This is a genomic window from Desulfogranum mediterraneum DSM 13871, assembly GCF_000429965.1.
Lineage (GTDB): Bacteria > Desulfobacterota > Desulfobulbia > Desulfobulbales > Desulfobulbaceae > Desulfogranum > Desulfogranum mediterraneum.
On sequence record NZ_AUCW01000003.1, the window covers coordinates 126,837 to 148,833 of the forward strand.

A 21,997-nucleotide genomic window follows, 5' to 3' on the forward strand; every position below is an offset into this window, starting at 1 on the left:
CCATGACCACAGAACCAAGCATCGTTAAACCTCTGGACTTTATTCGCCAGATCATTGCCGCAGACCTGGCCTCCGGCAAACACCAGACCACCATCACCCGCTTCCCGCCGGAGCCCAACGGCTTCCTCCACATCGGCCATGCCAAATCCATCTGCCTCAACTTCGGCATCGCCAGGGAAAACCAGGGCAGCTGCCACCTCCGCTTTGACGACACCAACCCGGGTCAGGAGTCCAGCGAGTATGTGGAGGCTATCAAAAAGGACGTCCACTGGCTGGGCTTTGACTGGGGTGAACAGCTTCACTATGCCTCAGACTACTTTGAACAGCTCTACGGTTTTGCCGTCCAACTCATCGAGGCGGGCAAGGCCTATGTCTGCGATCTCAGCGGCGAAGAGATGCGCCAACAGCGCGGCACCCCGACCGAGCCGGGCACTAAGAGCCCCTACCGGGAACGCAGTGTGGCCGAGAACCTGGAGCTCTTTGAACAGATGCGCAAGGGCGACTTTGCCGAGGGAGAACGGGTGCTCCGGGCCAAGATCGATATGGCCTCCCCCAACTTCCTGCTGCGCGACCCGGTGCTCTACCGGATCATGCACACCAGCCACCACCGGACCGGTGACAGCTGGTGCATCTACCCCATGTATGACTTCACCCACTGCCTCTCGGACATGCTGGAGGGGATCACCCACTCGCTCTGCACCCTGGAGTTTGAAAACAACCGTCCCCTCTATGACTGGGTCCTGGACACCCTCTCCACCCCCTGCCATCCCCGGCAGATCGAGTTTGCCAGGCTCAACATCAACTACACGGTCACCAGCAAGCGTAAGCTGCGTCAGCTGGTGGAGGAGGGACATGTTCTGGGCTGGGATGATCCTCGGATGCTGACCATCTCCGGACTCAGACGGAGGGGCTACACCCCGGCCTCCATCCGCAACTTCTGCGAGATCATCGGTGTGGGTAAACGGGAATCCTGGATCGACATGGGGGTCCTGGAAAACGCGGTCCGGGAAGACCTCAACACCCATGCGCCCAGGGTCCTGGCAGTGCTGGATCCCCTCAAGGTGGTCATCACCAACTACCCTGAGGGAGAGAGCGAAGAGTTGGAGGCCCGCAACCATCCCCAGGACCCTGAGGCCGGCACCCGGATGCTCCCCTTTTCCCGGGAACTCTATATCGAGCGCAGCGACTTCATGGAAGACGCGCCCAAGAAATTCTTCCGTCTCTCCCTGGGACGTGAGGTCCGACTGCGCTATGCCTACTTCATCACCTGCACCGAGGTGATCAAGGATGAAGAGGGCGAGGTCATCGAGCTGCACTGCAGCTATGATCCGGAGACCCGCGGCGGCAACGCCCCGGACGGGCGCAAGGTCAAGGGCACCATCCACTGGGTCTCGGCGGCCCATGCCCCCCAAGCAGAGGTTCGCCTCTATGACCGTCTCTTCACCACCGAGTTTCCTGACAGCGACAAGGAACAAGATTTCAAATCCTTCCTCAACCCCGAATCACTCCAGGTCCTGAACAACTGCCGGGTAGAACCCGGTCTGGCCACGGCCGGAGCCAGTGACCGCTTCCAGTTTGAACGCCAGGGCTACTTCTGCACCGACGAGCAGGAGCATCGGGCAGAACGACCGGTGTTCAACCGGATCGTCACCCTGCGCGACAGCTGGGCCAAGGTCAGCGCAAAGAAAAAGTAAGATCTCTTCCCCGGAACGCACTCCCCAGCGCTCCGGGGCAACCCCAACCAGAGAGAGTTACCATGGCGGTCATCAACCTGAGAAAGATGTCTATCAACCAGAGCGGTACCATCACCTCGGTAAAGGCTACCGGGGAGTTGGGGCGAAGAATACGGGAGATGGGCCTGGTCCCCGGGACCAGAATCACCATCAAGCAACGGGCCCCGCTCAACGATCCGGTGGCCCTGCGGGTGATGGACTCCACCCTGACCCTGCGCAACAATGAGGCTGACTTCATTGAGGTGGAAATCTAAGCCGGCTCCAGGAGAACGCCCAGAGGGCCGGTCTGGATCCTTGAGCCAGGCCGGGCCCTGCCCGCACCCCCTGGAGGCCCCTCTCTCCCAAGGTGACGCCCGCCCCCTCAGCTGTTTTCCGCAAGTCCTCCTGCCCCGGCGCTCGCCTCCTGGGGGTTAGGGCTGCAAGGCTGCCTCCATGGACCCCTCTCCCCTGCCCCTGCTGCTCTCCGAAGAACTCCTCCCAAAAAGGGCTACGCTCTGGCCCGATTTCAGCTTCCCCCACAGCGCAACGGTTGCGGCCAACGGCTCCCCTGGAAAAATTCGCTCTATCCAGGACCGGCCCAACCACAGGGTGGCACCGCCATCGAGCCGCTTTTCCCTGTAAGCGCTCTCCTTTTTCCCTGCTAATGTGTTGACAGGCACCATTCTTTGGTGTACCTAACATTGACGTAGTGCTGAATTTTGCCGCAGCAACAGAGGATCCGGCAACCTCCACCCTGATTCCTTGCCCCTTTTGCGACAGGTAACAGATGACAGACAGCCACTTTGACAAGACATGCTGCTTCTTTAAAGGCATGAGAAATCGGTGCAGACGGAAGAAGCGGGGTGCCCCCTGTGCAAGCCGTTCCCTGGCCGAGGCCTGTTCCTGTGGCCGATTGAAGGTCTGCCGGGTCAACGGTGATCGGAAGAACTGTGCCAGGATGGCCCACCTGGGGCTGTTGCCCGGCACAGAGATCGAGCTGCTCTGTAAGGGCGGCGGCGACCAGTGCATGGTCAAGATCAATGGCGGTACCATCAGCCTGGACAGAAGTATTGCCACCCAGATCATGGTGGCCCCGGTTTAGCCGGGTCCCATCTGAAAAGAGCCAACCCCCCCAAGAGTGATTCTCAATGCAAGATTTAATGGTCCTGGCGGCTGTGGCAGTTGCAGCCCTCTTTGTCGGCAAAAGACTCTGGCAGACCTTCCGCAGCAGGCAGGTTTCCTCCTGCGGCTGCAGCTGCAGCGGCTGCGACCGCAGTAATGCCAACCCACAGGACTGCTCCCTACCCCGCCCGAACTGACCCTCGTAACCGGACCCAAAACGAGCTCACGACTCGCGAGCCCGCACCATAGTCCCTGGCCATGGAGCCGATACACGGCCAACCGCTCCCCTTTGCTGAGGGGAGCGGTTGGCCGCCCTCGCCAGCGCCATGCCCTCGCCCCCAACAGATCCTTAACCAGCACTTTCACCCATGGAAACAGCCATCAATATCGCCCTGGCAGGCAACCCCAACGCCGGCAAGACCACCCTCTTCAACTACCTCACCGGTGCCCGTCAACACGTGGGCAACTATCCCGGCATCACCGTAGAGCACAAGCAGGGCTGCTGCCTCCATAAGCAGCAGGGCCTCAGCATCGTCGATCTGCCCGGCACCTACTCCTTAAGCGCCTATTCCAGCGAAGAGCTGGTGGCCAGAAACTACATCATCGACTCCCGTCCTGAGGTGCTGATCGATGTGGTTGATGCCTCCAACCTGGAACGAAACCTCTACCTGACCAGCCAGTTCCTCGAGCTCGGCACGCCCCTGGTTATTGCCCTGAACATGATCGACGTGGCTGAGAACCGGGGGATGGAAATCAACGCGGAGAAACTCAGTACGGCCCTGGGCGTGCCGGTGGTCCCGATTATAGCCCGCTCCGGCAAGGGGGTGGATCAACTCCTGGACACGGTCATTGCCACCGCCCGGGCAGAGCAGCCGCCCCAGCCCACCATCCTCAGGTACGGCTCAGATATCGACCAGGCCCTCAACGAGATGATCCCCCTGATCCGCGACCGGGACCTGCTCACCGGGAGCTATCCTGATCGCTGGGTGGGGGTCAAGCTCTTGGAAAACGATGAGCAGGTCCTGGCCCAGGTCCGGGAGCGGGAGCCCGAACTCAGCCTTCGCCTGGAGCAACGCTGCCAGGAGGTGACCGATCACCTCCAGCAGACCACCGGGGTCTACCCAGAGGCAGTGATTGCCGACCACCGCTACGGCTATATCAAATCCATCATGCGCCGCAACATCGTCACCAAGAAGTTCGTCGGCGATCGCCTCTACACCTCGGATCGGATCGACAAGGTGGTGACCCATCGCCTGCTGGGACCGGTGATCATGGCAGGGGTCCTCTTGGGGCTCTATGCCTTTACCTTCAGTTCCTCCACCTTTCTGGTCAGCCTGCTGGAATCCTTCTTTGGGATGCTCTCCACCACGGTGGACACCTTCCTGGACGACGGTCCCCTGAAATCCATGCTCATCTCCGGGGTCATCGACGGGGTGGGCGGGGTGCTCGGTTTTGTGCCCATCATCATGTTCATGTTCTTTGGCATTGCCGTGCTCGAGGACAGCGGCTACCTGGCGCGGGTGGCCTTCATGATGGACCGGATCTTTCACAGCTTCGGTCTCCACGGTTCTTCGGTGATGCCCTTCATCGTCTCCGGCGGCATTGCCGGCGGCTGCGCCGTGCCCGGGGTCATGGCCACCCGGACCCTGCGTTCCCCCAAGGAGCGGATGGCCACCCTGCTGACCGTCCCCTTCATGAACTGCGGTGCCAAGCTGCCGGTGCTTACCCTCCTGATCGGGGCCTTTTTTGCCGATCACCAGGCGCGTTACATGTTTCTGGCCACCCTGGTCGCCTGGGTGGTGGCCCTCTGTGCGGCAAAATTTCTCCGCATGACCGTACTGCGCGGTGAATCCACCCCCTTTGTGATGGAGCTGCCCCCCTACCGCATCCCCACCATCAACGGCCTGATGATTCATACCTGGGAGCGTACCTGGCAATACATCAAAAAGGCAGGCACCGTGATCCTGGGAATCTCGATCCTGCTCTGGGCCATGATGACCTATCCGGGCCTGCCCCAGGAGGAGGTCGCAGCCTTTCAAGAGCAGCGCCAGGCCATCAGCCAGGATCTCCAGAGAAACGGTGGCAATGACCGCCAGACAGCCCTGGAGGCACTCAGTGCCCGGGAAAACAGCGCCGCCCTCCGTCACTCCCTGGCCGGGCGCATCGGCATCGCCCTGGAGGGCATCAGCCAGCTGGCCGGGATAGAGTGGCGAACCAACATTGCCCTGGTGGGTGGTTTTGCCGCCAAGGAGGTCATCGTCTCCACCCTGGGTACGGCCTACTCCCTGGGAGATGTCGACCCGGATGCCTCGGACTCCCTGACCCAGCGGCTGGCCAACGATCCGGCCTGGAACCCGGTGGTGGCCCTGGCGGTGCTGCTCTTTATCATGTTTTATGCCCCCTGCTTTGTCACAGTGGTCTGTATCGCCAGGGAGACCTCCTGGAAATGGGCCTTGTTCTCCATGTCCTTTAATACCCTCTTTGCCTTTATGATGGCAGTGGGAGTCTACCAGCTGGGGATGCTGCTCAAGCTGGGCTGAGCCGGGAGCAACAGGGGAGGAGATCGGATCAGGAGGGAAAAAGGCCCTCCGGTTCTGGCGGCGGGCCGGTGGGCATATCAGCTGGCTTTATAGTCAGCAAAACGGCCCAGCACCGCAGCCATCTCCATCCGGCTCAGGCGAGGCGGCTCCGCGATCTGCAGGGCCTGGCCGTACATCCTGGCCAGGGTCTCCACCTCTGTGGCCAGGGGAATCAGCTGCTCCAGCTCTGCTGCATAACAGACCATCCCGTGGTGGGCCAGCAGACAGGCCCTGCGCTGCCCGATGGTGGCAAGCAACCGGTCAGAGAGCTCCTGGCTGCCGAAGAGGGCGTAGGGGGCACAGGGAATGGAGTCCCCTCCGGCCACGGCAACCATGTAGTGAAAGGGGGGAATCTCCTTCTCCAGGCAGGCCAGGACCGTGCACCAGATGGAGTGGCTGTGGAGGATGGCCCCGGCCTCGGGCCGAGCCTGGTAGAGATCGCGGTGCAGCCGCCATTCCGAAGAGGGCCTCCGGGAAGAGGACTGGCGCCGATCCTGTGGGGCCCCGGCCATGTCCAGGCGGACCATATCAGCGGGACCGCACTGCTCATAGGGCAGGGCCGATGGGGTAATCAGAAAGTCTCTGCCGCAACGGACGCTGATATTACCGGAGGTCCCCTGGTTCAGGCCGCTTTGGTTCATGCTGACCCCGGTGGCCACCAATCCCCGGCGCAGCTCCTGCTCGCCCCTTTCGCCCTGCTCAGTCACGGCTCTGCTCCGGATAGAGCTCCAGCAGACCGGCCTTGCTGGCCGGGCTCACCCCCCGCTCGGTGATCAGTCCGGTCACCAGCCTGGCCGGGGTGACGTCAAAGGCCGGATTCCAGGCCGGTGTGCCCGCCGGGGCAATGGCCACCTGTTCCAGTTGTCCTGCCCTGTTTTTGCCCTGCACCAGCAGGACCTCATCCTGGTGCCGCTGTTCAATGGGAATCTCCCTGATACCGTCGTTTATGCTCCAGTCGATGGTGCTGCCGGGCAGGGCCACATAGAAGGGGATGTCGTTGGCTGCGGCGGCCAGGGCCTTGAGGTAGGTGCCGATCTTGTTGCAGACATCGCCGTTGGCCGCTGTCCGGTCGGTGCCGACGATGCAGAGATCCACCATCTGCTGCTGCATCAGGTGGCCGCCGCCATTATCCACCACCAGGTGGTGATCGATGCCGGCGGCCTGCAGCTCCCAGGCGGTCAGGTGGGCCCCCTGGTTGCGGGGACGGGTCTCATCCACCCAGACATGAACCGGGATCCCTGCCTGATGCGCCTTGTAGATCGGTGCCAGGGCCGTGCCCCAGTCGACGGTGGCCAGCCAGCCCGCATTGCAGTGGGTCAGGATCTCCACCCTGCCCTGCTGGTTTTTCCGCTGCCAGGCCTCCTGGATCAGGCCAAGCCCGTGTACGCCGATGGCCTCATTGGCAACACAGTCCTCGCTGCAGATCGCAGCCGCCTCTTGATAGGCCAGGGTAAGCCACTCCCCGGGCGGATGCCCCTCCAGGAGCCGGCGCATCCGCTCCACGGCCCACTGGAGGTTAACGGCTGTGGGCCTGCAGCCGATCAACTGGCCGCAGATGGACTCCAGCTGTTCCGGGCTCTGCTCCTGCCGGAGACCCAGGCAGAGCCCATAGGCAGCCGTGGCCCCGATCAGGGGGGCGCCCCGGACCTGCATCTCGCTGATGGCGTACTTGGCCTCGGCCAGACTGCTCAGGGTAACCACCCTGAACTCATGGGGCAACCTGGTCTGGTCGATGATCTCAACGTTCCGGCCGTCTTCAGCCAGCCAGATCGATCGATAATGGTGTCCGTCTACCTGCATCGCGTCTCTCCCTCCTGCCGACCCACTCGGGTCAGCCCTGTTCGCTGGACGACCTACGGGCCGCTGACCGGAATCAACTCCGGAGTCCAGAAGATAACACCGCGCCCCTCCACCTCTTCCCAGAAGCTGGGGCCGTCCCACTCGATCTTCTGCTCGTGGTAGCCGTTATGCATCACCTTCATGGTGATCTTCTCGGTCTGTTCGAGTTGGCGCTCGTTGAACTGATGGACCCCGCGCAGGGGGGTGTTACCCAGATAGATCCACTTCCCACCGCAGGGCAGATCCTTGCCGCTTGCCTGGTAGAGGACATGGGCGCCCTCGGGCTCTGAGTTCACCTTGAAGCGGACCGAGGCGCTCTTGGGAGAACAGGCGGCAAGCAGCAGAGCGAGTGTTGCCGCAAACAGCAGCCCTCCCCTGGCGACAGTTGCGTGTCGATTGCAGTTGCGCATCATTGGCGTTTCCTCGGCATCATTTCCACCGTGATCTGCTGGGCCTGGGCCTGGGCCTCTTCACGGGAGGAGTGACGGGTGTTGACCCAGAAGGAGGTGATCTCTTCCCGAAAACCGCTCTTCCGCATCTGGACGGTCACATACTCGGGTTTCCCCTCCTCGGCCTCCCAGGTCACCACCAGGGGTGCGGTCCCCAGGGTGGCGTCATCCCTGAGGTTGACCACCTCTGCACCGGTAGGCACCGTGGTAAACTCCACGGCCCCGTAACTCTTCTGCTTGGCACAGCCGCCGACTCCCATGAGTACCACGAGCCCCACAGCTGCCAGCAACGGGCCCACCATCGTTTTTTTCACCATTTGTTCCCCTATATGAGTAAGGTTATTTCAAGATTTCCCCTCTGGCCTCGCTCCAGCGAAGGGCAGCCACAGGGTGAACGGCCCCCTGTCCCGGCCTGGAGAAGGCTCCATCTTCCAGCCTACCCAACCAGCCCTGAAACGGTCAAGGCTATTCTGCATCCGGCGGCCGCTTCCTCCCCGGCGCCGATCCCCTGCCACGCTTATCGCTCTCCTTGCCAATGCATTGATTTCCACATCCTTTCCTGGTAATGAGGGAGATAGACTTCTTTTCAGCCCTCGACCACCACTTCCACGCCTTAACGCCATGAATGATCCTCGCCAGGCCCTGAGCAACCTTAAAATCTCCGGCAACCTGCCCAGCATGCCCCAGATACTGGTCCAGTTGATCGATGCCTGTCATGCCCAGGATGTGGATCTCCGGCAGATTGCTGAAATCGTCAGCAAAGATGGTCCCCTCAGTGCCAAAATCCTCCAACTGGTCAACTCGGCCTTTATCGGCGCCCGCAGCAGTTTTAGCGATACCGGCCAGGCGGTGGTCTACCTGGGGGCCGACGTGATCAAGAACCTGGCCATCAGCGTATCGGTCCAACAGGTTTTCCGCCGGGTGGAGACCAACGGCCTGCTCTCCCTGGACCGTTTCTGGTACCATAGCTTTCAAAACGGCCTGATCGCTCAACAGATCGCCACCCTGATCAACCATCCCTCCCCGGCCGACGCCTACCTGGCCGGGCTGCTTCACGACATCGGCAAGCTCCTCCTCTGGATGGCATTCCCCGGCAGGTACGCCCCTCTGCTCTTAAAGGGGGTGCGCTGTCACAATGCCAGACTTACCTTCCTGGAACAGGAGAAACTGGAGATCAACCACTGTGAGGCCGGAGCCTGGCTCTGCGAGCAGTGGCAGCTGCCCTCCATCCTGGCCGATGCCATCAGGTATCATCATCATCCCCTGACAGAGGTTGAACAGACCCTGGAGCTAACCAAGATCATCGCCCTGTCCGACCTGCTCAGCCACAGCAGGGCAGACAGCGAAGAAGCTCTCCAGGCCGCCCACCAACTTTTCGGGATCTCTCCGGCCCAGCTTGCCGAGCTCTACGGCGAGAGCGAAGAACAGATCACCCGGATTGCCGAGGAGTTCAAGATCCGCATCCCCAAAGAGAGCAACTCCTCGCTCGAGCCGGAGGGTGCCGGGGAAGAGGTCCACAAGGAGACCTCCCTCTCCCTGATCAGACGGGTCAAGGAGATCACCCAGCTCACCGGGGTACTGGAGAACCTGCTCAAGGCAAAGGACGGCAGGCAGATCATGGCTGCAGCGGAAAACAGCCTCAAGATTCTCTTTAACGAAGCCTGCTGCCTCTTTCTGCTCTGGAGCGATGAGAGCCGACAGACTCTCCAGGCCTGCGTCTCCGAGGAGAACCCCCTGGCAGGCAAGGTAGAACGGTTCCGCTTCTCCCTGCCAAGCGGCGGCAACAGCCTGCTGGAACAGGCCATAACCAGCAGCAGACTGCACCACTCCTTTGGCCAGGCCAACCAGGCCGCCGCCCCGGCCCACCTGCTGGACCAGCAGCTCTTGCACCTGCTCGACAGGGACGGCTTCACTGCTGTGCCCCTGCTCTATCAAGAGGAGCCCCAGGGCTTGATGATCATCGGCCAGCAGCAGGAGGACCACGCCTCCCTGCTCAAGCAGCTCACCCCGCTGCAGCTCCTGAGCCAACACGCAGCTATTGCCTTTTATCTGGAAACCTTGCACCAGCGGCAGAGCCAGGCCCTGCTCCAGGAGCGTATCCAAGCAGCCTCACTGGTGGCCAGAAAGGTTGCCCACGAGATCAACAATCCGCTGGCCATTATCCACAACTATATTCAGATCCTCCACCTCAAGGCAGCCCAGGGAGAGAAGATGGACACAGAGCTGGCCACCATTGATGAGGAGTTGACCCGGATCGGCCGGCTGACGGAACAGCTCCAGGACCTGAGCCGGGACACCCCCCTCCGTAAGACCCGGCCCATCGAGCTCAACCCCCTGCTGGCCGCCATCATCACCCTCTACACGAGCTCTCCCCAGAAGGCCTTACCTTTGATCGAGTTTCTCCCCGGAGAGGAGCTGCCCCAGGTCCAGGCCAGCGAGGATGCCATCCGCCAGATCATGATCAACCTGCTGAGCAACGCGGTTGAGGCCCTCTCCCCGGAGGAGACCATCCAGGTCCGGACCCGTCATTCCGGGCAACAGGTCACCATCGAGGTTGCCGACAACGGCCCGGGCATCCCCCAGGATCAGCTGAAGGATATCTTCAGCCCAGGGGTAACCAACAAACACAATGGTCATGCCGGCCTGGGTTTGGCGATCGTGAGAAAACTGCTCAGCGATCAGCAGGGAACCATCAGCTGCACAAGCGACCGGCAGGGAACCACCTTCACCCTCAGCCTGCCGGCCGCGGCAGCGTGATCCCTAATCCGCTGAACCAGGGGATTTTTGTTGGACATTTCTCAGCAAAACAGGTTCAATGCTACATTGTGACCTGGTAATTCTACCCAGCAGGAGTACCTACGCTCCCCAGCGGGCGAAACCATACCGAGGCCAACGAACCGTTTTTTGTAGACAAAAAGTCGACCGTCCCCTTGTTCGCTCAGCCCATGACCAGATAACGCCTCGGTACGGCAGGCAGGCCCGAGGCCAACCCATTGATCTCGTCTTCTTGCTCAGGATAAGCGCCCATGGAATACTCTCTCCTCATCATCGACGACGAGCCTCATTTTTGTTCCAGTCTCCAGGTACTCCTCCAGGCCGAGGGGTATCATGCAGAGACGGCAAACAGCGGCAAGGAGGGCCTCTTTTACCTTAGCAACTATGTCTTTGATGCGGTCCTCCTGGACATAGGCTTACCAGACTTTTCCGGCCTGGAGCTGGCTGCCCATACCGTGAGCAACCATCCGGATACCGCCGTAATCATCCTCACCGGCAGCGCCACGGTGGATAATGCGGTGGAAGCCCTGCGCCACGGGGTCTATGATTTCCTCCGTAAGCCCTGTCCCCTGGACAGCATCCTCCGTACCATCGCCCGCGCCATCCAGCATCAGAACCTGAAAAAGGCACTCCATACCAGCGAGAAACGGTTTCGCCAGCTCTCCCAGGCCACCTGGGAAGGGATCATCATCTACAACAAGGGGATCCTCCTCCAGACCAACAACCAGCTCTGCGAGATGTTCGGCTACAGCGAGGATGAACTCATCGGCAGGCAGATCTTCGACATCCTCCTGGACAAGAACTCCATCCAGGCTCTTCATGCCCAGACCAGCCCTGATGCCATCGGTCCCTTCAAGGCCCGGGGGATCAAGAAGGGGGGCCAATCCTTTCCGGTGGAGATCCGGGTCAAACATATCGATTACCAGGGCAAGCAGGTCCAGGTGGCCGCCATCCGTGACGTGACCATCAGTGAACTCGCTCTCCAGCAGAAGCTCAACCTCCAGGAACAGCTCACCGATGCCAAACGGATGGAGTCCCTCGGCCTGATGGCCGGATCCGTTGCCCATGACCTCAACAACATCCTGGCCGGGATCATCACCTACCCTGAGTTGCTGCTCCTGGATCTGGATGAAAACTTCAAATATCGCGAAGAGATCACCATGGTCCGCGATGCCGGCCGACGTGCGGCAGCGGTGGTGGATGACCTCCTCACCGTGGCCCGGGGAGCCTCTTGCAAAAAAGAGCCCCGCAACATCAATACCATCGTCTCCGGCTACTTCAGTTCGGTGGAGTACAACAATATCTGCCAGCGATTTCCCGAGATCACGGTCCTCTCCTACCTGGAAGACAGGCTCCTCACCATCAACTGCTCAGGGATGCATATCTCAAAATCCCTCACCAACCTGGTCAACAATGCCGCCGAGGCCATCCAGACCAGGGGGGTCATCACCGTGACCACCAGAAACCTCTGCCTGCAGCAACCTTACCAGGGCTATGAGCTGATTGAAGCGGGAGAGTATGTCGTGATTGCCGTTGAAGACGATGGGGCCGGGATATCTCCGGAGGACCGGGCCAAGATCTTCAGTCCGTTCTACAGCAAGAAGATCATGGGCCGCAGCGGCACCGGACTGGGGCTGGCCGTGGTCTGGAATACGGTCCATGACCATGGCGGCTACATCGACCTAGGCAGCAGTAAGGCCGGCACCCTCTTCTCTCTCTACTTTCCTGTGATCAAGGCCTGCTGCCGGACCAGTGTGCGTCCCGCTGCCCTGCCCACCCATCAGGGCAAGGGCCAACGCATCCTGGTGGTGGATGACCAGAAGAGCCAGCGGGAGATAGCCTCCCGGCTCCTCAACCGGATGGGCTACCAGCCCTACACCGTGCCCTCGGGGGAGCAGGCCCTGGAGTTTATCAAAGAAAAGCAGGTTGACCTGGTCATCCTCGACATGTTGATGGATCCCGGCATCAACGGCTGTGAGACCTACCGACGCATCCTGGAAGAGGTGCCGGAGCAGAAGGCGATCATTACCAGCGGCTACTCCTCCAGCAGAGACGTTGACCTGGCCAGAGAGCTGGGCATCACACAGTTTATCAAAAAGCCCTATTCACTCCATGAGCTTGGCCAGGCCCTGCAGCTGGAGTTCAGCGCCCCTCCAGTCCATAGCTGATCTCTGCCTGCGCCGCACCGCAGCCTTCGCCGCCCGGAGAAGGCCCCTCCCCATTCCAGCCCAGCTCAAAGGCAGGGATGCAGCTATTGTTTGACTTTCCCATCAATTAGCAATACCCTTGCCCCATAGACCTAACTCCATGGGATTGCAGCCTATGCTCGCCTCATCCTCCATTATAACGGAGCGCTCAACGTGAAAAAATTCTTCTCGATTCTCTGGCTGCCGTTCTACTGGCTCTGGAAATGCCTCACCACCGCTGCGGCCCTGTTCACCAGCCTGCTGCTGCTCGCCTCCCTGGCCCTGCTGGCCATGGCCCTGTTGGAACCCCCTGCTGAAAAACTCCCGGAGAGCGCCTTTTTAGTCTTTGCCCCCCAGGGCAATATTGTCGAACAACGTTCAGCCATCGACCCCCTGGCCGGGGTGGTCAACAAACTGGCCGGCCTGCCGGTCCATCGGGATATCCTCCTCCAGGATGTCCTCGACACGATCACAGCGGCAGCCGATGATCCACGCATCAACGGCCTGCTGCTCGCCCCGGATCGGCTGGGCCGGATCGGCCTGGACCAGGTCCAGGCCATCGCCGGGGCAGTACGCCGCTTTAAAGAGACGGGCAAACCGGTCATTGCCACCGCAGATAACTACAGTCAGAGCCAATACTATCTGGCCTCCAGTGCCGATGAGATCTATCTCCACCCCATGGGAAGGGTCAGGCTGAAGGGGTTCGGACTCTTCCGGCTCTACCTGAAACAACTGCTGACGCGACTGGAGGTTGACTTTCATGTCTTCCGGGTAGGGAGCTTTAAGTCGGCCCTGGAACCACTGATCAGAGACAGCATGTCGCCGGCTGCCAAGGAGGCCAACAGGGTCTGGCTGAATGCCCTCTGGGAGGTCTACTCCAGCGAGGTCGCCCATAACCGTGAGATGAGCAGCAGCGCCTTCAAACAGCTGGTGGAGACCCTGCCGGACCGGCTCAAGGAGGCCAGGGGCGACCACGCCCGGATGGCGCTGGCAACGGGCCTGGTGGATGGCCTAAAGAGCCGCCAGCAGCTCGCCACCTACCTGGCTACGCTGGCCGGCAAGGCCGAGGGTACGGCCGGCGGCTTCAGCCGGATAGGATATGAGCGCTACATGGAGACCCTCACCCCCTCCTACTCCTCCTCTGCACAAGCCGCTGACCAGGTGGGAATCATCGTTGCCAGCGGCAACATCATCTACGGCGAGGGACCGGGCAACCAGATCAGCTCAACCACCCTTACGGAGCAGATCCGTCAGGCCAGACGAAATCCCCGAATCAAGGCCCTGGTCCTGCGGATTTCCAGCGGAGGCGGCAGTGCCTTTGCCTCGGAGCTGATCCGCCAGGAACTCCTGGCCTTCAAGGACTCAGGACGGCCGGTGGTGATCTCCATGGGCGCCATGGCAGCCTCCGGCGGCTACTGGCTGGCTGCCGATGCCGACCTGATCGTTGCCGCGCCGACCACCCTCACCGGCTCCATCGGCGTCTTTGGGGCCGTCCCTACCATTGACAAGACCTTGAAAAAAATCGGGATCAGCGGTGATGGCGTGGCCACAGGCAGCACGGCCCTCTTTGGCAACCCTGCCTCTGCCATGAGTCCGGCAGAGAGTTCCTCTCACCAACTGGGAGTGGAACACGGGTATCGCCAATTCCTTCAGATCGTAGCCAAGGGCAGAGATATGCCGCTGACCAAGGTGCGGATGATTGCCGAAGGCAGGGTCTGGGACGGGACCAGTGCCCAGCGCCTGGGACTGGTTGACCGGCTGGGGACCCTTGAGGATGCCGTTAATCAGGCAGCCGAACTCGCCGGACTCCCCCCTGGGGAGGCGGTCTATCTGGAGCAGAAAGGCAGCGGTCTGCAGAACTTCTTCCAGCAGCTTAGCCAGACCCTGGCCGGCAGGGCGGCGACCTCCTTGCCCTGGAGGACCATCCTCAACACACTGTCTCCATCGATCAGCTCGTCGCTCAACCAGCAGCTGAGTTCACCCCCCTTCCAGGGTGACCCGGGAGATATCTATGCCCACGCCCTACTGCCGGCATCATTGCCTGCCCTCTCATTCGCCGGGCCTTCCCGGAGCCTGTAAAGGCCCAGCCTCTCAACCGACGCGATCTCAGGAGATTTCAATGCGCTATTCGACCCTGCTTCCTGCCCTCTTCTCTTGTCTCCTGGCCGCACTCCCTGCTGCCCAGGCCCGGTCCACCCTGGTGGTCAGCGGCAACCCCGAGGCCCCTCCCATCTCCTGGAACAGACAGGGAACCCTCAGCGGGATCGGGCCCACCCTGGCTGCGGCCATCCTCAACGAGCTGAAGATCGACTATACGCTCCAGAGCAGGGAAGAGTGGGCCGGGGTCCTGGAAGAACTCACCGCCGGGAAGCTGGACATGGTGGTCTCTGCCTATAAGAATAAACAACGGCTCCAGGAACTGGACTTCTCCGAGCCCTTTCTGAAGAGCCCGGTGGTCATGGTGGTCAAGAAAGGGGACAGCTTCCGCTGTAACTGCTGGGATGACATGCGGGGCAAGAAGGGAGTCGCCGCCAAGGGAGAAAGTTTCGGTGACAGGCTCGACCGCTTTATTGCCGACCAGCTGGATCTCACCTTTACCTCCTACCAGCGGGCCTTTGAGATGCTGGCTGAAGATACCGCCGATTACCTCCTGATCGATCTCTACCCGGCCATCATCTACGCCAAGCTGCTGATGGTGGAGGACAAGATCGAATTTCTGGAAAAACCGGTCACCGTCCAACCACTGCACATGGCGTTTTCAAAAAAATCGGTCCACCGCGAGCTGCTCCCCCTGATCAATCGGCAACTGCAACGGTTGAAAGAGGCCGGGGCCATCGAGAAACTGGCCATGGAGCAGTATAAGGCCTGGAACAAGAACTTCCAGCAACGACAAGACTTTTACGCCCGCTCCCATCAGGAGGCGCGGCAGGCCCAGGAGCACTTCAATGCCGGAGCCCGGGACCGCGGCCTGGAGAACCTGGCCCGTTTCTATGAGAGGGAGGTGGTCTACATGGACGGTTCAGGCGAACAATTCTGAAGGTCCGGCTAGCGGTCAATGGCAGACGCAGCCCAGGGGCAGCAGGCAATTCATTCCCCTGCCTGCCCACCAGGGCACGTCCTCCAGCAGCACCGAAAACCGGAGGCCGGCGGCAAGAGCGCCATCCCCCTAGCCCTTGACCACGGCAAGGGGGGCAAGCCTGACCCTGATCTCCACCAGGTCCGCTTGAGCAGCCATCACCTGCTCGATATCCTTGTAGGCCCCCGGAGCCTCATCCAGATCCCGCCTGCTCCGCAGGCTATGGATAATCTGTTGTTCTTCCAGTTGTTGCCGTTCCCGTCCCAGATCCAGACGACGCTTGGCCTGGCGCCTGCCAAGCCGCCGACCGGCACCATGGGAACAGGAGGCAAAGGCGTCGGGATTACCCAGGCCGGATACGATATAGCTGGCACTCCCCTGGGAGCCGGGGATCACCCCGGGATGACCGGCACGGGCCGCGGTGGCGCCCTTGCGGTGGACCACCACCTGGCGGCCAAAGTGTTCTTCCAGGGCTGCGTAGTTGTGGGCCACATCAAGGGGAGGGGCAAAATGGCTGCAACCAGTCTCCTCGGCAACGATCTCCCGAAACCGTGCCATCAACTCCCCGCGGTTGGCCCGGGCAAAGGCCCGACAATACGCCATCTCCTCAAAGTAACGCTGCCCCTCCTCACTCTGGAGCGAGAGCTGGGCCAACTGCTGTCGTTTGGCCGCGGCCCCGGCCTGTTGTTCGGCGAGGCGGTTGTAGCTGGTGGCCACGGTGTGACCCAGGTTTCTGCTCCCCGAATGGACCATCAGCCAGACCGCCTGATCACTGCCCTGTTGGATTTCCAGAAAATGGTTGCCTCCGCCCAGGGTACCCAACTGGCTGCGGGCATGTTCAAACTCCCTCCAGACCACGGGCAGACGCTCCTCCCCCCCCTGTAGAGGCAGCTCCGGCAGTTTAGCCGCTGGTCTGGGCCGGGCGTGATGCCGAAATCCCAGGGGAACAGTGGTTCTCAGTGCCCCTACAATGGCCTTTAACTCCTGCCTGGAAACCCTGGCCAGCCCGGTACGGACCGCACAGACCCCACAGCCGATATCCACCCCCACCGCGTTGGGGATGATCACATCAAGGGTGGCCAGGACCCCGCCGATGGGCATACCGTAGCCTACATGGGCATCGGCCATGATAGCGACATGATGAAAGGCTGCCGGCAGGTTGGCCAGGTTTCTGGCCTGCTCAAGGGCCTGGCCGTCCAGATCATCCAGCCAGAGCATCAGGGGGATTCTTTCCGAATACAGTATCTTTTTCATGAGACCCTTGTTGTTTTTTGTTAGCGATAAGAGTAAAAAACCGTTCAGTTCAAGCGATGACGGTCGAGCGCCGCTCCGCCCCCTCCAACTCTCAACAGGCAAGACCCCATGACCACGGATACCCTCCTGATCAATCTCTGGGACGGCCTTGGCTGGCCCCTGCTCCGCCTCCTGTTTTTCATCTCCCTGGGCCTGCTGGTGGCCAACTTCATCGAGGCCCTGAGCTGGACCAGAAAGATCGCCTTCCTGGCCCGCCCCCTCACCCGTTTCGGCCACCTCTCCTCCCTGACCGGTGCCTCCTTTTCCATGGCCTTCTTCTCCGGGGTGGCAGCCAACACCATGCTCTCTGAAGGCTATGAGCAGCAGTCCATCACCAAGAAAGAGCTGATCCTGGCCAACCTCTTCAACAGCCTCCCCACCTACTTTCTCCACCTGCCTACTACCTTTTTCATCACAGCCCCGCTGATCAAGGGGGCGGCAGTGATCTATGTTGGCCTCACCTTTGGGGCAGCAGTGCTCCGCACCTTGGCCATTGCCCTCCTGGCCCACTTTCTCCTGCCCAAACGGGAAGGAGAACAGGCCGAGGAACAGCAACGGCCGCCGGCCACCCTGAAGGTTGCCCTGGCCAACACCATGAAGCGATTCCGCCGGCGGATCAAAAAGATCATCCGCTTCACCGTGCCCATCTATAGCCTGTTCTACTTTTTCAACCAGGCCGGGGTGTTTGCACGGCTGGAACTGTTCATGGCCGACCACTTCACCTGGCTCTCCTGGCTCTCTCCCCAGGCCATGTCCATCGTGGTCCTCCATGTGGCGGCCGAGTTTTCCGCAGGTCTGGCCGCTGCAGGCGCCATGCTCGCCGACGGAACCATGACGACCCGGGAGATCATCCTGGCCCTGCTGGTGGGCAACATTCTCTCTTCCCCCATCCGGGCGCTGCGTCACCAGTTTCCCTACTATGCAGGTATCTTCAAGCCGGCCCTGGCCTCGCAGTTGATCCTCTTTTCCCAGAGTTTTCGCACCATCAGTATCGCCCTGATGGCACTGCTCTATTTTTGGTTCAGCAGATAGACTTTTCCTGACAAAAGATGGTAAAATAAAAGCAGCAACCAAGAGAGCAGCGGCGTCCGCAGCTGCCTCCCAGCCAAGGAGCGTTCCCATGGAAAAGAAGGTTCTGGTAGCCATTGACGGTTCTGTCTACAGCTCCAACAGTCTGGACTACCTTATCAAGATCTTTGCCCGAGACAGCGACTTCCATGTCCACCTGCTCAGCATAGTTGCCGCCGGCGGCAGCAGCCAGGACTGGATGTTTGATGTCGACCCACTGCGACAACAGTCGCCAGCTGCCGAGAAACGATCTCGGACCGCCCACCGCTACCTGAAAGATGCCCGGGAACGGTTGGCACGTAACGGCTTTGCCAAGGAACAGATCAGTTTCAGCAGCACAACCACCAGCAGCGGCGTAGCCGCTGCCATCCATCAGCATGCCACCCAGGGGCACTATGACGGAGTTCTCATCGGGCGTCGGGGGGTGGGTACTGTGGGCGGCATGTTTTTGGGCAGCACCTCCAGTGAACTGCTCCAAAAGTGTCATGAGATCCCGCTCTGGATCATTGACGGCGAGGTGGCCTCCCAGCGTTTTCTGCTGGCAGTGCAGAGCCAGCCCGAATCCCTGATGGCTGCCGACCATCTGGCCTACATGCTCAAGGACCACAACGGGGCCGAGATCTGTCTCTACCACTCCAACAGCATGTTCGGTCGTCAGGCCCCGGCTGCAGCCGAGACCTTCCACGACCGGTGGGGACAACAGTGGTGCGAGCAGTACCTTGACCTGGAAAACTTTCTCTTCTATGCCCATGCCCAGGTGCTGCGGGACCACGGCTTCCCGGGCCAGCGGATCTCCCAACTGCCGGCCCAGATGCATCTGGACGTAGGCTTTGACCTCCTCCGCCAGGCCAAGAGATACAACTGCGGCACCGTGGTCATCGGTCGCCGTGGTCGTCAGTCGACCAAGGGACTGTTCAAGGGCGTTTCCGACCGGACGGTACAGCAGGCCTCCAACATCGCGACCTGGCTGGTGGGCTGAAAGGCGGCCTACTCCTGGGCCGAGCTCACCACCAACACCGCTGCCTGCCCCGACTGGAGGTACCGGCCTGCCAGGCGCTGGATCTCCTCGGGCGTGATCGCTGCAAAGTCACTGAGGATGGTCAGGGGCCACTGCAGCTGCCGGGGATGCCTGCTGGAGAGGGCAAGGACCGCATTGAGCCAGTAGCTGTTGCTCCGCTGGAAATCCCTGATCGAGGTGAGGGTGGGCTCCAGAGAGCGATCCAGCTCCTCCTCGCTCAACAGCTCCCGGGCCAGGGAGCCGGCCACCTCCTGGACAATCCCGGCCAGGGCCAGGGCCTGATCCGGGGCAACACTCAGCTGACTGCGTAAGATCCCAAACCCCTTGCTGACCCGGCTGGAACGGTTATAGACCACCGGCGAATAGGTGGCGCCCAACTCTTCACGAACCTTGAGCCGCAAGCGCTCACCCAGGACCGCGGCCAGCAGATTCAGGCGCCTGGTTTTGGAAATATCCCAGAAATCATCGGTCTGCCAGGCCACCGTCACCAGGGCCTTGTCGATCTCGCTCTTGACCCTCTCCAGCCGGCGTGCACCGGCAGGAAAGCTCACCTGCTGGATGTCTGCTGCCGGGGCAGCAGCACGTTGCCCTGCTCCGAAATAACGGGCCACCAGCTCCCTGGCCTTCTCGGGTGCCATATCGCCGACAATGCTGATCTCCAGAGGTGCCGTAGCCAGGATCGGCTGCAGCCAGGCCTTGATCTCATCCAGCTCGATGGCCATGACCTGCTGACGGTCGGCCATGGTATAGAGGGGATGGTTGCTGGTGAAGAAGCCTTCTCCCACCAGCTGCTGCTGCCCCTCGACACTGTTCTCCAGTTGATCGTACATCTGCAGCAGGCGGGTTCTGGTGCGGAGATAGGCCTTCTCTCGAAACACCGGCTCAAGGAGCTGGGTCTGGACCAGTTGAAGCAACAGTTCCAGCTCTTCACTCAAACCGCTGCCTGCGAGGACAAAGCTCTCTCTGCCAACCTGAAACTGGAGCTGAACATTGGTGCCGGCCAGGGTCTCCTCCAGCTGCTCACGATTCAGGCGTCCCAGGCCGCTCTCCCTGAGCAGCCCTTCTGCAAATGCAGCCATGCCGGCCAGGGGTTCCGAGCGCAGCCCCTGGCCGAAATGGACGGCGAGCTGGATCTGGTTCTCCTGAAAATCGGTCTGTTTAACATGCAGCCTGGTCCCATCCTGGAAGAGGTAGCGCTCCATCTTGATCGCTGGATAGTTCTCCTGGGCCACCACCTGGGCAGGCTGCTCGGCGGGCGGCAGGTAGGGAAAGGCCACCTCCTCTCTCTGCTTCCAGTCCACCATCTCCCGGCCTGTCTGCTGCTCGACAGCGGCCAGAATCTGTTGGCGGGCAGAGAGTTCCCCCTGCTCCAGATCAACGGCGCCGATCACCTCCAGCAGACGCCGCTCTCCCTGCCAGAGGCCCACCAGGGCCTGGTTGGCCTCGGCCAGGGTCATGGCCTCAAGCATGGGAGCGTAGAGCGCCTCCTCCTGCTGGGGCGAGAGCAGCACCTCCTGGTTGTTGAGTTTCCTGATCATGGTGGCGGCAAGCTCCATGGAGTTGCGGGTAGCCGCGGTCTGCAACTGCTTCTCCAGATAGGCCTGCAGCTCCCGCTTGACCCGCTCAAGCTCGGCTGGGGTGAATCCCGACTCCAGGGCCTGGCCAAGGGTCTGGTCCAACAGGGCCAGCCCCTCCTGCCAACGCTCCCCCTTCACCACCGCGCTCAGCCGGGCATAGCCCAAGCGCTGGAGAAAGGTCCCGGCATGGGCCTGGCTTGAGACAAGGGGGCTGTCTGCTCGGCGCACCAGCTTGTCCAGGCGGTTGGCCAGGATGGAGGTGGCGACATAGTTGCTCAGTTGCTGCCGCTCCCAGGAACTGGTATCCGGCTGGGGTGTCTGGTTAAAGACCGTACCCAGGGCAACCCGGGTGGCACCCAGCTCCGGCTCATGGAGGTAGAGCACAGTGCTGCCCTCTTCCTCGAGGGTCCCCAGGGGAGGATCGACGGCCCCAGGGGCAGCGGCCTGAATGGGGCTGAAGCGGGAGATCAGAAGCGGCTCCACCTGGGCAGGATCCATATCACCGACCACCACCACCATGAGACGCTCCGGCCGGTACCAGCGGTCATAGTAGCCACGCAACCGTGCACTGTCCGCCTCCAGAAGCACCTCTTCGCTGCCGATGGGGTCTCGCTTCGCCACCCGGGTACCCGCAAACTCGAACTGAAGCTGCTGCTTGCGTACCCGGGCGGCCACCGAATCACGGGCCCGCTTCTCGGCGAGAATAATCCCCCGCTCCCGCTCCACCTCCTCTTCCAGCAAGAGGGCTCCCCGGGCATAATCGGCCAGCACCAGCAGCCCTTCATCGAGCATCCCAGGATCGGCAGAGGGCAGCACCAGTTTATAAACGGTCTCTGCAAAACCGGTATGGGCGTTGGTATCAGCGCCAAAGCCCATGCCGATGGACTGGAAGTACTCCACCAGGGTTCCTGGCGGATAATGGCTGGTGCCGTTAAAGAGCATATGCTCCAGGTAGTGGGCCAGACCGCGCTCCTGATCCGATTCCTGGAGCGATCCGGCCTGGACATTGAGGTAGAGCCCGACCCGGTTTTGAGGTTCTTTATTGCTGAGGAGCAGGTAGCGCAGGCCATTGTCCAGGCGACCGAAGTGGATGGCAGGATCGGGTGGGAGATCACTGAGTTCATGGGGCCAGGCCCTGTTGTCGAGCCTGTGCTGGGTCCCGCTCTTTTCCGGAAAGAGCGAGCCACAGCCGGCCAGGAGCAGGCCGACGAAAAACAACAGGGCAAAACCGCCGACAGCGGGTATGATGGATCGTGACTGATCGTTCATGGGAGGTCCTTTACCAAAGGGGTTCTGGGTACGA

Annotated in this window: 18 protein-coding genes; 12 read left to right on the forward strand and 6 right to left on the reverse strand. The window is 61.1% G+C overall.

The window, feature by feature from the left end; all coding sequences use genetic code 11:
• Positions 1–2 precede the first annotated feature (2 nt).
• The 6 genes from G494_RS0100555 (at position 3) to feoB (ending at position 5,374) form a co-directional block, all read left to right on the forward strand.
• Positions 3–1,694, forward strand: coding sequence for a glutamine--tRNA ligase/YqeY domain fusion protein (locus G494_RS0100555; protein WP_028582944.1), 1,692 nt, complete (start codon positions 3–5; stop codon positions 1,692–1,694).
• A 62-nt stretch (positions 1,695–1,756) separates the two neighbouring features.
• Positions 1,757–1,987, forward strand: coding sequence for a FeoA family protein (locus tag G494_RS0100560; RefSeq protein WP_028582945.1), 231 nt, complete (start codon positions 1,757–1,759; stop codon positions 1,985–1,987).
• 178 nt (positions 1,988–2,165) lie between these two features.
• Positions 2,166–2,354 (forward strand): hypothetical protein, encoded by a 189-nt coding sequence (locus G494_RS26535; RefSeq protein WP_153305706.1) that lies wholly within the window; start codon positions 2,166–2,168, stop codon positions 2,352–2,354.
• Between the two features lie 145 nt (positions 2,355–2,499).
• On the forward strand, positions 2,500–2,814 hold the full coding sequence (locus G494_RS0100570; RefSeq protein ID WP_028582947.1) for a FeoA family protein: 315 nt from the start codon (positions 2,500–2,502) through the stop codon (positions 2,812–2,814).
• Positions 2,815–2,860: 46 nt separating this feature from the next.
• Positions 2,861–3,031: a FeoB-associated Cys-rich membrane protein gene (locus tag G494_RS25930; protein ID WP_084456224.1), complete on the forward strand. Its 171-nt coding sequence runs from the start codon at positions 2,861–2,863 to the stop codon at positions 3,029–3,031.
• A gap of 171 nt (positions 3,032–3,202) precedes the next feature.
• Positions 3,203–5,374: a ferrous iron transport protein B gene (feoB, locus tag G494_RS0100580; protein ID WP_028582948.1), complete on the forward strand. Its 2,172-nt coding sequence runs from the start codon at positions 3,203–3,205 to the stop codon at positions 5,372–5,374.
• 77 nt (positions 5,375–5,451) lie between these two features.
• Here the strand turns inward: feoB and G494_RS0100585 are convergent, their stop codons facing one another.
• The 4 genes from G494_RS0100585 to G494_RS0100600 are packed head-to-tail and all read right to left on the reverse strand — an operon-like array spanning position 5,452 to position 8,018.
• The gene (locus G494_RS0100585; protein WP_232362454.1) at positions 5,452–6,120 is read right to left on the reverse strand and encodes a class II aldolase/adducin family protein; all 669 of its coding nucleotides are present in this window, start codon (positions 6,118–6,120) and stop codon (positions 5,452–5,454) included.
• Positions 6,113–7,213: an S-methyl-5-thioribose-1-phosphate isomerase gene (mtnA, locus tag G494_RS0100590; protein ID WP_028582950.1), complete on the reverse strand. Its 1,101-nt coding sequence runs from the start codon at positions 7,211–7,213 to the stop codon at positions 6,113–6,115. Before mtnA ends, G494_RS0100585 begins: the two co-directional genes overlap by 8 nt.
• A gap of 53 nt (positions 7,214–7,266) precedes the next feature.
• Entirely contained in the window at positions 7,267–7,665 is a 399-nt protein-coding gene (locus G494_RS0100595; protein WP_028582951.1) for a hypothetical protein, read from the reverse strand.
• Complete coding sequence (locus G494_RS0100600; RefSeq protein ID WP_028582952.1) at positions 7,662–8,018, reverse strand: hypothetical protein; 357 nt, start codon at positions 8,016–8,018, stop codon at positions 7,662–7,664. Before G494_RS0100600 ends, G494_RS0100595 begins: the two co-directional genes overlap by 4 nt.
• Positions 8,019–8,322: 304 nt before the next feature.
• On the opposite strand from G494_RS0100600, the gene G494_RS0100605 reads away from it, so the two are divergent.
• From G494_RS0100605 to G494_RS0100630, 4 genes are all read left to right on the forward strand, one after another.
• On the forward strand, positions 8,323–10,458 hold the full coding sequence (locus tag G494_RS0100605; RefSeq protein ID WP_028582953.1) for an HDOD domain-containing protein: 2,136 nt from the start codon (positions 8,323–8,325) through the stop codon (positions 10,456–10,458).
• 269 nt (positions 10,459–10,727) lie between these two features.
• Complete coding sequence (locus tag G494_RS0100615; protein ID WP_028582954.1) at positions 10,728–12,644, forward strand: hybrid sensor histidine kinase/response regulator; 1,917 nt, start codon at positions 10,728–10,730, stop codon at positions 12,642–12,644.
• 192 nt (positions 12,645–12,836) lie between these two features.
• Entirely contained in the window at positions 12,837–14,741 is a 1,905-nt protein-coding gene (gene sppA, locus G494_RS21280) for a signal peptide peptidase SppA (protein WP_051305185.1), read from the forward strand.
• Between the two features lie 40 nt (positions 14,742–14,781).
• Positions 14,782–15,699 carry a substrate-binding periplasmic protein gene (locus G494_RS0100630; RefSeq protein WP_028582955.1) on the forward strand — a complete coding sequence of 306 codons (918 nt, stop codon included), beginning with the start codon at positions 14,782–14,784 and terminating at the stop codon, positions 15,697–15,699.
• A 129-nt stretch (positions 15,700–15,828) separates the two neighbouring features.
• On the opposite strand, the gene G494_RS0100635 is transcribed toward G494_RS0100630, so the two are convergent.
• Positions 15,829–16,992, reverse strand: coding sequence for an RtcB family protein (locus G494_RS0100635; protein WP_028582956.1), 1,164 nt, complete (start codon positions 16,990–16,992; stop codon positions 15,829–15,831).
• Between the two features lie 108 nt (positions 16,993–17,100).
• Between G494_RS0100635 and G494_RS0100640 the strand changes: the two genes are divergently transcribed.
• Complete coding sequence (locus G494_RS0100640; protein WP_028582957.1) at positions 17,101–18,063, forward strand: membrane protein; 963 nt, start codon at positions 17,101–17,103, stop codon at positions 18,061–18,063.
• 88 nt (positions 18,064–18,151) lie between these two features.
• Positions 18,152–19,078, forward strand: coding sequence for a universal stress protein (locus G494_RS0100645; RefSeq protein ID WP_028582958.1), 927 nt, complete (start codon positions 18,152–18,154; stop codon positions 19,076–19,078).
• An 8-nt stretch (positions 19,079–19,086) separates the two neighbouring features.
• On the opposite strand, the gene G494_RS0100650 is transcribed toward G494_RS0100645, so the two are convergent.
• Positions 19,087–21,963: a M16 family metallopeptidase gene (locus G494_RS0100650; protein WP_028582959.1), complete on the reverse strand. Its 2,877-nt coding sequence runs from the start codon at positions 21,961–21,963 to the stop codon at positions 19,087–19,089.
• Positions 21,964–21,997 lie beyond the last annotated feature (34 nt).

Coding starts and splice junctions, on each gene's coding strand:
- G494_RS0100555 (WP_028582944.1), top strand. CDS start 3: ATGACCACAGAACCAAGCATCGTTAAACCTCTGGACTTTATTCGCCAG.
- G494_RS0100560 (WP_028582945.1), top strand. CDS start 1,757: ATGGCGGTCATCAACCTGAGAAAGATGTCTATCAACCAGAGCGGTACC.
- G494_RS26535 (WP_153305706.1), top strand. CDS start 2,166: ATGGACCCCTCTCCCCTGCCCCTGCTGCTCTCCGAAGAACTCCTCCCA.
- G494_RS0100570 (WP_028582947.1), top strand. CDS start 2,500: ATGACAGACAGCCACTTTGACAAGACATGCTGCTTCTTTAAAGGCATG.
- G494_RS25930 (WP_084456224.1), top strand. CDS start 2,861: ATGCAAGATTTAATGGTCCTGGCGGCTGTGGCAGTTGCAGCCCTCTTT.
- feoB (WP_028582948.1), top strand. CDS start 3,203: ATGGAAACAGCCATCAATATCGCCCTGGCAGGCAACCCCAACGCCGGC.
- mtnA (WP_028582950.1), bottom strand. CDS start 7,213: ATGCAGGTAGACGGACACCATTATCGATCGATCTGGCTGGCTGAAGAC.
- G494_RS0100595 (WP_028582951.1), bottom strand. CDS start 7,665: ATGATGCGCAACTGCAATCGACACGCAACTGTCGCCAGGGGAGGGCTG.
- G494_RS0100600 (WP_028582952.1), bottom strand. CDS start 8,018: ATGGTGAAAAAAACGATGGTGGGCCCGTTGCTGGCAGCTGTGGGGCTC.
- G494_RS0100605 (WP_028582953.1), top strand. CDS start 8,323: ATGAATGATCCTCGCCAGGCCCTGAGCAACCTTAAAATCTCCGGCAAC.
- G494_RS0100615 (WP_028582954.1), top strand. CDS start 10,728: ATGGAATACTCTCTCCTCATCATCGACGACGAGCCTCATTTTTGTTCC.
- G494_RS0100630 (WP_028582955.1), top strand. CDS start 14,782: ATGCGCTATTCGACCCTGCTTCCTGCCCTCTTCTCTTGTCTCCTGGCC.
- G494_RS0100635 (WP_028582956.1), bottom strand. CDS start 16,992: ATGAAAAAGATACTGTATTCGGAAAGAATCCCCCTGATGCTCTGGCTG.
- G494_RS0100640 (WP_028582957.1), top strand. CDS start 17,101: ATGACCACGGATACCCTCCTGATCAATCTCTGGGACGGCCTTGGCTGG.
- G494_RS0100645 (WP_028582958.1), top strand. CDS start 18,152: ATGGAAAAGAAGGTTCTGGTAGCCATTGACGGTTCTGTCTACAGCTCC.
- G494_RS0100650 (WP_028582959.1), bottom strand. CDS start 21,963: ATGAACGATCAGTCACGATCCATCATACCCGCTGTCGGCGGTTTTGCC.